This is a genomic window from Alishewanella sp. SMS8 (assembly GCF_030737935.1).
In the GTDB taxonomy this organism is placed as follows: Bacteria; Pseudomonadota; Gammaproteobacteria; order Enterobacterales; family Alteromonadaceae; genus Alishewanella; species Alishewanella maricola.
Map to the genome: position 1 here is coordinate 53064 of NZ_JAPJEA010000002.1, position 14074 is coordinate 67137.

Annotated in this window: 9 protein-coding genes and 1 pseudogene; all 10 read left to right on the plus strand. The window is 46.2% G+C overall.

From position 1 onward, the window contains the following. Positions 1 to 88 precede the first annotated feature (88 nt). Positions 89 to 799, plus strand: a complete 711-nt coding sequence (gene mtnN / locus ORJ01_RS07815) for a 5'-methylthioadenosine/S-adenosylhomocysteine nucleosidase (RefSeq protein ID WP_226751260.1) — start codon at positions 89 to 91, stop codon at positions 797 to 799. Positions 800 to 811: 12 nt separating this feature from the next. Further along, positions 812 to 1759 (plus strand): cobalamin biosynthesis protein, encoded by a 948-nt coding sequence (locus ORJ01_RS07820; protein ID WP_306177574.1) that lies wholly within the window; start codon positions 812 to 814, stop codon positions 1757 to 1759. A gap of 141 nt (positions 1760 to 1900) precedes the next feature. After that, entirely contained in the window at positions 1901 to 6394 is a 4494-nt protein-coding gene (locus tag ORJ01_RS07825; RefSeq protein WP_306177575.1) for an EAL domain-containing protein, read from the plus strand. Between the two features lie 106 nt (positions 6395 to 6500). Next, a complete protein-coding gene (locus ORJ01_RS07830) occupies positions 6501 to 7349 on the plus strand; it encodes a DMT family transporter (RefSeq protein WP_306177576.1) in 849 nt (282 codons plus the stop codon). Between the two features lie 96 nt (positions 7350 to 7445). Then, complete coding sequence (gene miaB, locus ORJ01_RS07835; RefSeq protein ID WP_229586408.1) at positions 7446 to 8870, plus strand: tRNA (N6-isopentenyl adenosine(37)-C2)-methylthiotransferase MiaB; 1425 nt, start codon at positions 7446 to 7448, stop codon at positions 8868 to 8870. Between the two features lie 29 nt (positions 8871 to 8899). Then, a complete protein-coding gene (locus tag ORJ01_RS07840; RefSeq protein WP_306177577.1) occupies positions 8900 to 9934 on the plus strand; it encodes a PhoH family protein in 1035 nt (344 codons plus the stop codon). Next, on the plus strand, positions 9931 to 10392 hold the full coding sequence (gene ybeY / locus ORJ01_RS07845) for an rRNA maturation RNase YbeY (RefSeq protein ID WP_226751254.1): 462 nt from the start codon (positions 9931 to 9933) through the stop codon (positions 10390 to 10392). The genes ORJ01_RS07840 and ybeY overlap by 4 nt, the downstream gene beginning before the upstream one ends. A 33-nt stretch (positions 10393 to 10425) precedes the next feature. After that, the gene (locus ORJ01_RS07850; RefSeq protein ID WP_226751253.1) at positions 10426 to 11295 is read left to right on the plus strand and encodes an HlyC/CorC family transporter; all 870 of its coding nucleotides are present in this window, start codon (positions 10426 to 10428) and stop codon (positions 11293 to 11295) included. Between the two features lie 5 nt (positions 11296 to 11300). Then, positions 11301 to 12845 (plus strand): apolipoprotein N-acyltransferase, encoded by a 1545-nt coding sequence (lnt, locus tag ORJ01_RS07855; protein ID WP_306177578.1) that lies wholly within the window; start codon positions 11301 to 11303, stop codon positions 12843 to 12845. A 232-nt stretch (positions 12846 to 13077) separates the two neighbouring features. Next, a pseudogene (locus ORJ01_RS07860) lies at positions 13078 to 14040 on the plus strand (S8 family serine peptidase); the annotation flags it as partial. Between the last annotated feature and the right edge of the window lie 34 nt (positions 14041 to 14074).

The window sequence follows — 14074 nt, forward strand, 5'->3', positions numbered from 1 at the left end:
GCGTAATCCCCACGTTTGGCAGGAAAGGCAATGCTTTTCACTGCCACCCCGTTTATACTAGCGTTTTTTTACTTGCCTAGGCGGGACCATGCAATTAATCGGCATTATTGGCGCAATGGAACCTGAAATTGCGCTGTTACAGCAACAAATTGAATTAAATCGTACAGAAAAGTTAGGCGGCTATACTTTTTACATCGGTACTTTAGCCGGTAAAAATGTCGTTTTAGTGCAATCAGGTATTGGTAAAGTTGCCGCAGCCGTGGCCACAACCTTAATGATTTGCCAATTTAAACCTGACTGCATCATCAATACGGGGTCGGCTGGCGGTTTTGATCCTGAATTAAGCGTCGGCGATGTCGTGATCAGTACCGAAGTACGGCATCATGATGTTGATGTGACCGCTTTTGGATATGAAATGGGCCAAGTACCACAAATGCCAGCCGCCTACAAAGCGCACCCCGCGTTAATGGCGGCCGCTGAACAAAGCATTGCTGCGTTAGGCTTTTGTAAAACCAAAAAAGGCTTAATTGCCACCGGTGATAGCTTTATGTGTGATCCTGAACGGATTGCCCAAACACGACAACATTTTCCCAGCATGCTAGCAGTTGAAATGGAAGGCGCGGCCATTGCACAAAGCTGTCATATGCTGAATACCCCTTTTGTAGTGATCCGCAGCCTTAGTGATATTGCCGGTAAAGAATCACCCGATTCTTTCGAAGCCTACTTAGAAGTTGCAGCCAAAAACAGTTCAGCCATGGTGATGGAAATGTTGGGCGCTATCGCTGACTTAAACCTGTAACCTGCGTTGCTGATGGCAAACGAATTTGCTCTATCGCTGATCATACTGGTCGCGGCCCTGCTGCTTGCTCGGCTGCTACCTATTCCACTGATTTATCATCCACTCAGCTTTTATGCCGCATTTTGCCGAGCCTTAGCGCGCAAGGTTCATCCTGATCCAACACGTGCCAGCAGTCAGCAACGTCTCTCCGGTGGCTTGGCTTTATTTGTCGCCGTTAGCATCCCTTTAGCCTTGCTGGTTGGCTTATATTTATTGGCCAGTTGGCCGCCATTGATTGATGTGATCGTGTTACTTTGTTGTTTAAACTGGCAACCTTATGTGCGGCAAACCGAAAAAATCATCATCAGCTTGGAAAAGTCTTTATTTAACTTAGCGAAAACTCAAGCGCGCTTATTGCTGCTCAGAGATACCGCACAGTTAAGCCAAATGGGTTTAGTCAAAGCATTACTCGAAAGCCTTTGCCTGAGGTTTAGCCAGCAAATCATAGGTATCATGTTTTGGTATCTGCTCGCCGGTGCCGCGGGGGTGCTGTGTTATCGATTGAGTCAAATAGCCAGCCAGCAATGGTCCGTTAAGTTAGAGCAGTACCAACATTTTGGCCAAGCCGCAGCGCAAGTGCAACAAGGGTTGAACCTGTTACCTTATTGGCTGAGTACTGCGCTGTATTGGCTACAGCGTCATTCTCGCCGAGCGCCAACACTGTTAGCGTCTAAAGGTGCAACGATGCCCAAAGCGAAATTAGGGTTATTAATTCGGCTAAGCCAAACCTTGCAGGTGAGTTTAGCTGGGCCACTCTATTACCGCAAACAACGGGTCGATCGCCCGCGTTTGCAACAAGCTTATGAACCGGATATCGCCGATTTACGCCGTATTTTGCGTTTACAACAGCATCAGTTTAATTTGTTATTACTCTGTTTTGCCGCAATCGCCGGTTTAATCTTGTTCTTTAACTTAGGGTAAGCCTGCTACACTCTTTCAAGATGACTTACCGCACCGAATAACAAAACTGGACAAACAACGCTAGCAAGGTATATGTTGCATAAACTAAAGCAATCAGTGTTTTTTTGCAAAAAAATTAACAAGGGTAAGGGAAATCGTGTTGTGAAATGGCTCCTAACTGTGTTTTTACTGTTGTTTACCAGTCTGGCACTCAATGCACACACTCAGTTTTTGTCATTAACGCCAAAGCAAGGCTTGTCTCAGGGCACAGTGCGTAAACTGCATTTAGATAAAGACGGTTTTCTTTGGCTCGCCACCGCCGGAGGTATTAACCGCTTTGACGGCAATAGCGTTCACGAATTACACGCCAAACAATATCGCCTTTCTGAAATTGCCTTTAGTGAATTGTTAGAAGACAGCCAAGGGCGACTTTGGGCCAGTGCAAATCATACGGGTTTATATCTGTTAGACCCTGCAGCCGGTCAATTCGAATTATTTTTCACTCCACCGCGTGAGCTAACACACTCCACAAAATCGACGATCATGACCGTGATCGAACGCGATGCCGACAGGCTATTATTGGTCGTCAATGATGCGGTCTATCAATTACAGCTCAGTGACAAATCTTGGCAGAAAATATTTGATTTAACGCAGATAGGCCAAGACCAAGGTTGGATCCGCCATATCGCGTTACAGCAACAGCAGTTATTTATTGGTGCTTTTAACGGCTTGATCTTGTTTGATTTGCAAAGCAACGAGCATCACTCTATTCCCTATTTGCCCGCGAACCAAGCGAGTATGAATGCTGACCAATCTCATGTCAAAAGCCTGTTAATTAGTGATGAACAGCTTTATGTGGGCACGGTTTCTGGTTTATTTCAACTGCCACTTACCGCCATTTCCGCCTATATTGAGCAAAGTACGCCCATTGAGGCAACGCCGATGCTTGCTGAACATAATATTTGGAAGTTAAAAAACCACAACAAGCAGGTTTGGATCGGAACCGATCAGGGGCTTTACCAATTAGCGCCCTCTGCCAAGCAACCCGAATTGACTTTACGTTTTTCTGACAGTGATCTGCTGATAGCCGATCACTCAGTAATAGATTTTGCTCACGATAAACAAAACGGTATCTGGTTGGCGAGTCGTGAAGATGGCGCTTATTATTGGCATCCGAAAACCCAAGCATTTCGTTATCTATCGTCAAGCAAAGGGAGTGGCTTTAGTAACGATCGTATCACGCAACTATGGCAACAAGATCAGTATCTGTGGCTTAGCAGCTTTAATGGTCTTAATCGCTACAATTTAGATACCGAAGAAAGCCAAAGCTTTTTAAAAACCGACGGCCCGCACACCCGAACGCCTGAAAGTCACATTCACCATTTCTTGCCTGGCAGCCAAGGTGAGCTATGGTTACAAGTCAGCGGGGGGATCCGACGTTTTGATACTCAAACACTCAGCGTAACTGTGCCTAGTATGGCTGATAGCAGCCATCAAAAGCTTCTCGCTTCAGGTGCACAATTAGAACTTTATCATGCTACCGATAATAGCCTGATTATTAGCCAACAAAAAAACCTTTATCGTTACCACATTGATACTGGGCTCATTACGCCTCTAGAGCAGCTTAACCAACAACTGCCGATGGCTTATTGGGGGCGTATTCTCGGCCAATTACCGGATCAAAGTTGGCTACTTAGCCTGGCAGGTCAACTTTGGCATTATCAGCCTGATACCGAAAAACTGCGCTTAATTTATCAACACAGTGATTATCAACCACAACTAAATCGTTATGCCACTTCAATGCAAATTGATCAAAACGGCACCTTGTGGGTAGGTATGCGAGGCATTGGCTTACTCAGTTTCAATTTAGAGAATTTAACGCTGCAGCAATTGTTTTCGGTTGATAACAAGTTGATGAGTAATGAGGTTTTTTCGTTACAACTGGATGAAGCGGGTGATCTTTGGTTTGCCTCACGACAAGGTTTGTTTCGACTGGAGCATGACAACCTACAACTGGAATTTTTTAACCAAGCCGATGGCCTAGCTTTTAATGAGTTTTACGATGGTGCTAACACCAAATTAGCGGATGGTCGTTTGGTCTATGGGGGAATGCGCGGTGCTATTATCGTCGAGCCTAAGCTATTAACCGCCAATAATGCTCCGTTAAAAGTGACCATCACAGAATTCAGCGTGTTATCAGGCAAGCTTCAAACCATTCAAGGCTCGTTAAATAATCGTCAATTTCAGTTATCACATAATGATTCTGGCTTAAAAATTCATTTTAGCGCCATGTCTTTTCATAATAACCATAAAATTGCTTATCGCTATTGGCTCAAAGGCGAACAAAATAATATCTATCCAGAACAATTTACCAATCAGGTACTATTTCCCCAGTTACCCCCTGGTCATTATCAATTTTATGTCAGTGCTATTGCCCCATTAACCGGAGAGCAGAGTGCACCGGCAAGCCTTAGTTTTATTATCGCTCCCCCGCTGTGGCGCTCGACACCTGCCTATTTTATGTATGCCTTGCTGTTTGGCAGTATTTTTTTATTATATTGGCAAAAACGCCGGCAGCAGCAAAACTTATTACGCCAAGCCAATCAGCAGATCCAACTGAGTGAGCAACGTTTAACACAAGCTTTAGCCTCGGTAAATGCTGGCGTATTTGAGTGGCTGGCTAAGCATAATCACTTAATCTCGACTCGTTACGCGTTGGTCTTAGGCTATGAAAATCCACAGCAAAGCATGCACTTAGAGCAACATTGTCAATTGATTCATCAAGATGATCGACAAGAATTTTTACAACAATGGCGAAAACTGCAACACGATCCTAGTTTTATGCTAGATGTCACTTACCGTATCCGGCATCAAGATAGCCGTTGGTTATGGTTCCGCGATCAAGCGCGGGTTACCGCAGTAGACGATGACAACAAACCGAAAAAAATCTTAGGCACCTTTAGTAACATTACAGAAACTAAAGCCAATAAAGAAAAAGCGCGACTCTTTGGCGAAGCCTTCCAACAAACGCGGGATTGGGTGGTAATCCTCGATACACAGCAACGTATCATTGCTGCTAACCATTCTTTTGCGCAGGCTTTTGGCAGTGTCGATACTTATGTCGACACACCACGAGTGCATCATTTGGGTATCAGCCTAGTACGGCGACGCTTTTACACTCGTTTATTACGTAACATGCAAAAAGGCGAGCATTGGCAAGGCGAAGAGCGCGTGATCACGCCCGATGGCAAAGAACGGCCAACCTTAATCAATATCAGTGCGGTGGGTGAGCAAGGCTTGTCTTTCTTTGTGTTGGTGTTTACCGATATCACCGCACAGAAAGCGGCCGAAGCTGAACTACGCTATCTGGCTAACTATGATGCGTTAACCGGCCTACCTAATCGTGCATTGTTAATGGATCGCATTATGCACGGTATTGATAAAACTCGCCGTGAACAGCGCTCTTTAGCCTTATTTTTTATAGATTTAGATCGCTTTAAGCATATTAACGATTCTCTTGGTCACGATATTGGCGACCTAATGCTAAAAGAAGTGGCTCGACGCTTAAAATTAACGCTGCGCGATACCGATACGGTTGCACGCTTGGGCGGTGATGAATTTGTCGTGTTACTTGAAGGCTATAAATCTGCAGATAACCTCAGCCATGTTGCACGTAAAATGCTGGCGGTGATTAGCGAACCCATGCAACTGGGTTCAGAAAATATTGGTGTGTCGCCCAGCATTGGCATAGCGGTATTCCCTGACGACGCTTTAAATGGCACGGAATTAATGAAACACGCCGATGTGGCGATGTATCATGCCAAAGAAGCCGGTCGCAATAATTTTCAGTTTTTTATGAAAGCGATGAACGAAAAAGCCCACATGCAACTGGCTCGCGAATCACGCTTACGTAAGGCGGTTCAAAAACAAGAGTTTATTAACTACTATCAACCCATCATCGATGCTAATACCAATCGCCTGGTCGGCGCTGAGGTGCTGTTGCGTTGGCAAAGCCCAGACGGCATGATTTCACCGGCAGACTTTATTCCACTTGCAGAAGATTTACGCTTAATCGTTAATATGACACAGCAACTCATCGAGCGGGCTTTGCAAGATATGGTTAGCTGGCGAGCTGATAAGCATGAGGTTTACTTATCGATTAATTTATCAACGCAGCATTTAGAGCAACCGAAACTTGCGGAAACTGTGATCGAATTATTAAACAAGTACCAGTTACCCGTACAGTGCTTGCGCTTTGAAATTACCGAAAGCGCGCTGATGCGCGATCAACAAAGTGCCATCCTGACCATGCAATCGTTAAGCGATGCCGGCATTAAATTGGCCTTGGATGACTTTGGTACCGGTTATTCCTCGTTAAAATATTTAAAAGAATTGCCTCTGGATGCGATTAAAATCGATCGCAGCTTTGTGCAAGACATTGGTGTGGATCATAACGATGAAGCCATTATCGATGCCATGCTGAGCATGTCTTACAGCCTTGGGTTGTATTGTGTTGCCGAAGGGGTTGAAACCGAGCAACAATTATCATTTTTTAGGCAACGTAATTGCTCGTTAATACAGGGCTTTTTATTCAGCAAACCGCTACCTAATGCTGAGTTTATCGCCTTACTTAACTCGGGTCGGTTTGCCGGTTAGTCGCTGTCGAATATAAACTGTTTTTTTCGTGATTCGCAAAGCGCGAGCAGATTTTCAAGTCGTCACCGCGTTATACTAAGCACCTTGATGTTTTATGGAACACGCCATGGCTCCTCACCTGCTAAAAGGTGCTCTACTTTTGCTGTTAGCTGAAGCCTGCTTTGCTGGCATAGGTGCGGTAGTAAAATTTACCAGTGAAACCGCCAGCGAAGCGCAAGTGGTGTTTTTCCGCAACTTTTTTGCCTTACTGCTGATGCTGCCTTTTTTATACAAACATGGCTTTAAAATGCTGAAAACGCAGCGTTGGTATCTGCATGCAAGCCGGGCGCTAACCGGCATTACGGGTATGTATTGCTTTTTTTATGTGCTCGCGCGCCTGCCACTGGCACAAGGTATGTTGGTATTATTACTCTCGCCGTTTGTCGTGCCGATCATTGCCCGTTTTTGGTTAAAGGAACGCCCATCGCGTTTGACCTTATTTGCTATTTTATTGGGCTTTGTCGGCGTAGTGTTAGCTTTACCGACACCCGATGCGGCGTTAAATGCGGTGTTGCTCGTTGCACTTGGCTCGGCTGTATTAGTAGCCATTACCAAAACCACCATTCGTTATATGTCGGATACCGAACCGGCTGTACGTATCGTCTTTTATTTTTCACTGCTTACCGCCATCTTATCGGCCATCCCGCTCCCTTTCTATTGGCAGCCACTAAACCAAGACGTTTGGCTTGCTTTTATTGCTATGGGCATCTTAGCCGCCATTGGTCAACTGGCGATGACCCGCGCCTATGCCATCGCCCCAGCAAGTGATATTGGCATGTGGACCTACAGCAGCGTGGTGTTTGCCGGTGCTTTTGGTTATTTGATTTGGCAAGAGCCCGTCACCATGAGTTGGGCAGCGGGCGTGCTGGTAATTTTTTATGCGGGTTACATCACTACCCGACAGCGATTAATTTGATTAAAAGACTTTTGCAGCTGTCTCTGGCACTGAGCGGTCAGACAGGCTAAAATACGCTCCCTTTTTTAGACGCATTAACACAGGTAACCACTGACAATGGGTAAAAAGCTGCATATTAAGACCTGGGGCTGCCAGATGAACGAATACGACTCATCAAAAATGGCCGACCTACTGGATGCAACGCATGGCTACACTTTGACCGAAGAGGCAGAAGAAGCTGATGTGATTCTGCTTAATACCTGCTCTATTCGGGAAAAAGCCCAGGAGAAAGTGTTCCATCAGTTAGGTCGCTGGCGTCCACTGAAAGAAAAAAATCCCGATTTGATCATTGGTGTCGGCGGCTGTGTGGCTTCGCAAGAAGGCAAAGCGATCCGTGAGCGCGCGCCCTATGTCGATATCGTGTTTGGCCCACAAACGCTGCATCGCTTACCCGAGATGATCAATTCAGTGCGCGGCTCACATTCTCCTGTGGTCGATGTGTCGTTCCCTGAAATCGAAAAATTTGACCGCTTACCTGAGCCAAAAGCCGATGGTCCAAGCGCTTTTGTCTCTGTGATGGAAGGCTGCTCTAAATATTGCACTTTCTGCGTGGTGCCTTATACCCGTGGTGAAGAGGTCAGCCGACCGTTAGATGACGTGTTATTTGAAATTGCCCAACTGGCGCAACAAGGTGTGCGTGAAGTTAACTTACTGGGACAAAACGTCAACGGTTATCGCGGTGCCACCCATGATGGCAGTATTTGTCATTTTTCTGAGCTGCTGCGCTTAGTGGCCGCCATTGATGGTATTGACCGCATTCGATATACCACTTCACACCCGGTTGAATTTACCGACGATATTATTGAAGTGTATAAAGACGTGCCTGAACTGGTCGATCATCTGCATTTACCGGTGCAGTCAGGTTCAGATCGGGTGTTAAACTTGATGAAACGCGGCCATACCGCCATAGAGTACAAAGCGCAGATCCGTAAATTAAAGAAAATACGACCTAACCTGAGTATGTCATCCGACTTTATTATCGGCTTTCCAGGTGAAACCGATGAAGACTTCCAAGCGACCATGGATTTAATTCAGGCCATTGGCTTTGATATGAGCTTTAGCTTTATCTATAGCGCCCGCCCAGGTACGCCAGCAGCCGATTTACCAGATGATGTCACCGAAGACGCGAAAAAACAGCGCTTATATATCCTGCAAGATCGTATTAACCAGCAAGCACTGAAAATTGCCCGTGGCATGTTAGGCACCGAACAGCGTATTTTGGTGGAAGGCCCTTCTAAGAAAAATATTATGGAATTAACCGGCCGAACCGAGAATAATCGCGTAGTAAACTTTGAAGGCTCACCCGATATGATTGGCGGTTTTGTTGACGTGAAAATTACCGATGTGTTCAGTAATTCACTACGTGGCACCTTAATTCGTACTGAGGCTGAGATGGGCCTGCGCCGTGAAATTGCGCCGCAACAAATTCTTGCACGTCAGCCAAAAACTGACGACCTAGGTGTAACTCACTTTGTTCCCTAAGCGAACTGGACAATAAAGAGATATTTATATTGAATAGTGACAGTAGTTATAGCACTGAATTGCTGATGGAGCCGGTTGATCACCGGCGCCTGATGCTACTTTGTGGCCCGTACGACGATAATCTGAAACACTTAGAACGCCGCTTACAGGTTAATATTAGCCACCGTAATGGCACCATGCGAATTGAAGGCCAACAACCGAATGTCGAAGCCACTATCGACATCTTGCAAGAACTCTATTTACTGACCGCGAATGTCGAGCAGCAACAAGACGGTATTACTCCAGAACAAGTGCACTTGATGATCAGCGAACACGTTGAAATTGAGTATCAAGATACTGAACCCGGCAGCCGCCAGAAAGAATTTAGCCTAAAAACCAAAAAAGGTCTGATTAAACCGCGTAATCCTAACCAAGCGGCTTATGTTGCTAATGTGCTGCAACATGATGTGTGTTTTGGTGTTGGCCCTGCCGGTACCGGCAAAACCTATTTAGCGGTAGCGTGTGCCGTTGATGCCCTAGAAAGCGGCCTGGTTAAACGCATTATCTTAACGCGGCCTGCAGTCGAAGCGGGTGAAAAGCTCGGTTTCTTGCCTGGTGATTTAGCCCAAAAAGTCGATCCTTACTTACGGCCTTTGTATGATGCGTTATTTGAAATGCTTGGCTTTGAAAAGGTTGAAAAATACCTTGAGCGCGGCGTCATTGAAATTGCACCCTTGGCTTACATGCGTGGGCGAACCTTAAATGATGCCTTTATCATCTTGGATGAAAGCCAAAATACCACCACCGAGCAAATGAAAATGTTTTTAACCCGCATTGGTTTTAGTGCCAAAGCCGTGATCACCGGTGATATAACGCAAGTCGACTTACCGCGTGGCCAATACTCCGGTTTAAAACATGCCATTGATGTGCTGTCTACCGTGCCAGAAATCAGCTTTAACTTCTTCAATGCCAAAGACGTGGTACGCCACCCTATTGTGCAACGTATTGTGCAAGCCTATGAAGCTTTTGAAGCCGCAAACCCAAAACCGAATGGCCCTGAGCAGCGGGAATTTAGAGCAAAATGAGCATCACCTTAGATTTACAGCTGGCCAGCTCTGCGAAAAATTTACCTAGCGAAGCGCAATTTCAACAATGGCTAAACGCAGCTGTAATGCCATTTCAAGCTGAGGCTGAGGTGACCATTCGTGTGGTAGATAATGCCGAAAGCCAACAACTGAATGCCCAATATCGCGCGAAAGATAAACCCACCAATGTGCTGAGTTTTCCATTTCAATGTCCACCGGGCGTAGAATTAAGTTTGCTCGGTGATTTAATCATTGCTGCAGACGTAGTGGCCGCCGAAGCGAGCGAACAAGAAAAACCCTTGTTTGCACATTGGGCCCATATGGTAGTGCACGGGTGCTTGCATTTATTGGGATTTGACCATATAAATGATGAGGATGCCGTTGAAATGGAAGCCGAAGAAATTCAGATCCTCGCGCAGTTAGGCATAGCCAATCCCTATTTATTGGATGACGAATAATTTTTATTATTTTAACGGAGCACAAGTTCACTGATGAGTGAAGACAACCCCCACTCTAGTCGCGGTTCTGCGAGTCGCAGTTGGTTAGAACGTATCGCCAACATTTTCAACGCAGAGCCTCAAGATCTGTCTGATTTGGAAGATATTATTAGCGAAGCGGCTATGCGTGAGCTAATTGATACCGATACCAAGGATATGTTGCAAGGTGTTTTGGACGTGTCAAAAATGCGCGCTCGGGACATTATGATCCCACGCTCACAAATGGCGACCATTGACATTGAGCAGCCCCTGTCTGAAGTGCTACCCATTTTGTTGGAAAATAATCATAGCCGTTATCCAGTGGTCAATGAAGATAAAGACCATATCGAAGGCATTCTGATTGTAAAAGATATTCTGCAATATGCGTTGGATGACAAGAATAACGATTGGCAGTGGAGTAACCTCGTTCGCCCTGCTGTGATTATTCCTGAAAGCAAAAAAGTCGATGCCTTACTGCGTGAATTTCGGCAAAAACGCTATCATATGGCCATTGTGGTTGATGAGTATGGCGGTGTTTCAGGCCTAGTCACCATTGAAGATATCTTGGAACAAATCGTCGGTGAAATTGAAGATGAACATGATGATCACGAAGATCATGACATCAAAAAGATGGCTTCTCGGGTATTTCAAGTCAGTGCGTTAACCCCTTTAGATGAATTTAATGAAAGCTTCGGCACCTCTTTTGACGAAGAAGATGCCGATACCATCGGCGGTATCGTGTTGCATGCTTTTGGACATATGCCCGCCCGAGGTGAAAGCATTACGCTGGGCGATCTTAAATTCAAAGTAAGCAAAGCCAACAGCCGGCGTTTAATGCAACTTCAAGTGATTCAACCGCGCAAATCGGAAGAAGAAGGAAACTAATCATTTTGCGTTCTGGCTTATCTCGCTTGGCACTGCCGCTGGTTTTACTGGCGGCAGGCGCACTGAATACCCTGGCTTTTACGCCCTATCATTTGTGGTGGCTGCCGTTTTTTACCTTAGCGCTATTAGCGCTGGCCATTCAACACAGTAAGCAACCACGTCAAGCCGCTATTGCCGGTTTTAGTTATGGTATCGGTTGGTTTGGTGTCGGTATTAGCTGGGTGCATGTCAGTATTGATCAATTTGGTGGCTTGCCGCTGATTGCCAGTTTAGGTTTGATGGCGCTGTTAGTGGGCTACCTCTCGTTATTCCCTGCCCTCGCAGCCTGGTTAACCCGCCGTTTTGCCAATGCACTGCCCTTGCCGTTATTATTCGCGGCTAGCTGGATTTTCACTGAATGGCTACGCAGTGTGATGCTAACCGGCTTTCCATGGTTATCAATGGGTTACAGCCAAACAGATTCACTATTACGGCATTGGGCACCATTAATTGGCGAAATTGGACTTAGTTGGCTGATGGTGTTTATCGCCGCCAGCGGCAGTTTGTTGTACAAATCTTCCTTAGCACGCTGGCAGCAAGCCAGTTTTCTGATGACTGCGGTTATGCTTGTTGCCATCAGCCCACTACTTGCCACACTAAAAGGCTGGCAGTTAAGCGGTCAAACAGTATCTGTGTTGTTGGTACAAGGCAATATCAAACAAGATTTGCGCTGGGCGCCAGAGCAAGAATGGCCGACCATGTTGAAATACCTTGATCTCACTCGGCCACATTTAAGCGAACATCAAATTATTATTTGGCCAGAAGCGGCGATACCGCAATTAGAACCATTAGCCATCGATTTTCTAGAGAACCTCGATAGCTCTGCAACCTACAGCAACACTGCCCTTATCAGTGGCATTATCGATTATCGACATAAAACCGGCGAAGCTTGGAATAATCTTATTGTACTGGGTAAGCAACAGTCCGACGCTGAGCGCGGTCACTATTTTTATGGCCATACTAATCGTTTTAGCAAACATCATTTGTTACCGATTGGCGAATTTGTGCCTTTTGAGCAGCTATTACGTCAGCTCGCTCCGATTTTCGATCTCCCGATGAGCTCCTTTAGCCGAGGTAGCTATGTGCAGCCGAATCTTATCGCCAATGGTGTACATTTATTACCGGCTATCTGTTTTGAAATTGCGTTTCCGGCACAAATCCGTGCCAATTTTACTGCCGATACCCAGGTATTACTGACGGTCAGTAATGATGCTTGGTTTGGCGACAGCATTGGCCCCCATCAGCATTTGCAAATAGCGCGTATGCGCGCCTTAGAATTTGGCCGCCCAGTACTGCGAGCAACCAACAATGGCATTACCGCTTCTATTGCCGCATCTGGAGAGATCCGGGAGCGCGCCCCCCAATTCACCGAAGCACTGGTGAGTGATCAGTTACCTTTAACCACCGGACGTACGCTATACAGTACGCTGGGAGATCTGCCGGTGTTTTTACTTAGCCTACTGAGCTTGCTTACAGCAGCTTGGCGTGGTCGCCAACAGCACAGTTTATAGCTTTAACTTGGCGATTGTTACACTCGACGTCATCTTTACTTAGTCCCAGCCCACCCCTTGCCACACGCTAACATCGGTTTGCTCTTAGCCAATGTGACCTTGTAACAAATTTGCCGTTATGCGGTTAGGTTTTAGGTACATTAGCAATTAATTTTATACAAAAGATTATTTATGTTTGCTTTTTAGGCGACAACTTCCCAAAACCGCTTTAGTTGCGATAAACAAGAATTTAATGAGTTTAGGCGGTGGCGGCGCCAACAGCACCGAAGAAAACGCCTTTAATAACTTTACCAATAATGGCGGCTTAGTGTTAGCGGCAGCCGGTAACGACGGAAACTCAGTGCGCTCTTATCCGGCAGGTTATGCCTCGGTAATGATGATTGGCGCTAATGATGCCAATAATCAAATTGCTTCGTTCTCGCAATACCCCTCTTGTAGCTCAGGCTCAGGTAAACGCAGTGTCACTAATGAAGGCTTTTGTGTTGAAGTAGCCGCAGGCGGTGTAGATACGCTTTCTACCTACCCTTCTGGCGGTGCCTCCATGGCAGCTTTGACCGCAGGCAATAATGGTTATGCCGCCTCTGCCATGGAAAATACCGGCGACGCTTCAGGCAGTACTTTCTTTATGGGTGAAGCCACTGCCACTAACAGCGGCGCGTCGGGTAAGGTCTGTATGATTGACCGTGGTACTGTTTCTTTCCATGACAAAGTGAAAAACTGCCAGTTATCCGGTGGTATCGGTGCTATTTTAATTAATAATGCGCCGGGCATGTTATACGATACTTTAGGAGCGGGCACTGCGAATACTACGTCAATCCCTGCCGTGGGCGCAGCCTTTGAAGATCGTTCAGCCTTACTGAGTGCCGCCACAGCCAGTATCAACGTAGGAGCTTCAGATTACGGTTATATGAGCGGTACCTCGATGGCCACGCCAGCAGTAGCCGGTTTAGCCACGCGTGTATGGTCTAACTTCCCACAATGTACTGGTACGCAAATCCGCAGTGCACTGAAAGCAACAGCCAGCTTACCTAGCGGTGGCGATCCACAGAAATTTGGTAAAGGTATTGTTAAAGCCAAAGCTGCTTATGATTACCTCACCACTTATGGTTGTGCCGGCAACGGTGGGGGTTCAGGTGGCGGTGATCCAGAGCCAAAACCAGAGCCATGTAAAGGCGGTCCAAGAAAATGCGGTTAAGCCCGCGCTAAATAAAGAAAGCCGCTGTTAAGCG

Coding starts and splice junctions, on each gene's coding strand:
- mtnN (WP_226751260.1), top strand. CDS start 89: ATGCAATTAATCGGCATTATTGGCGCAATGGAACCTGAAATTGCGCTG.
- ORJ01_RS07820 (WP_306177574.1), top strand. CDS start 812: ATGGCAAACGAATTTGCTCTATCGCTGATCATACTGGTCGCGGCCCTG.
- ORJ01_RS07830 (WP_306177576.1), top strand. CDS start 6,501: ATGGCTCCTCACCTGCTAAAAGGTGCTCTACTTTTGCTGTTAGCTGAA.
- miaB (WP_229586408.1), top strand. CDS start 7,446: ATGGGTAAAAAGCTGCATATTAAGACCTGGGGCTGCCAGATGAACGAA.
- ybeY (WP_226751254.1), top strand. CDS start 9,931: ATGAGCATCACCTTAGATTTACAGCTGGCCAGCTCTGCGAAAAATTTA.
- ORJ01_RS07850 (WP_226751253.1), top strand. CDS start 10,426: ATGAGTGAAGACAACCCCCACTCTAGTCGCGGTTCTGCGAGTCGCAGT.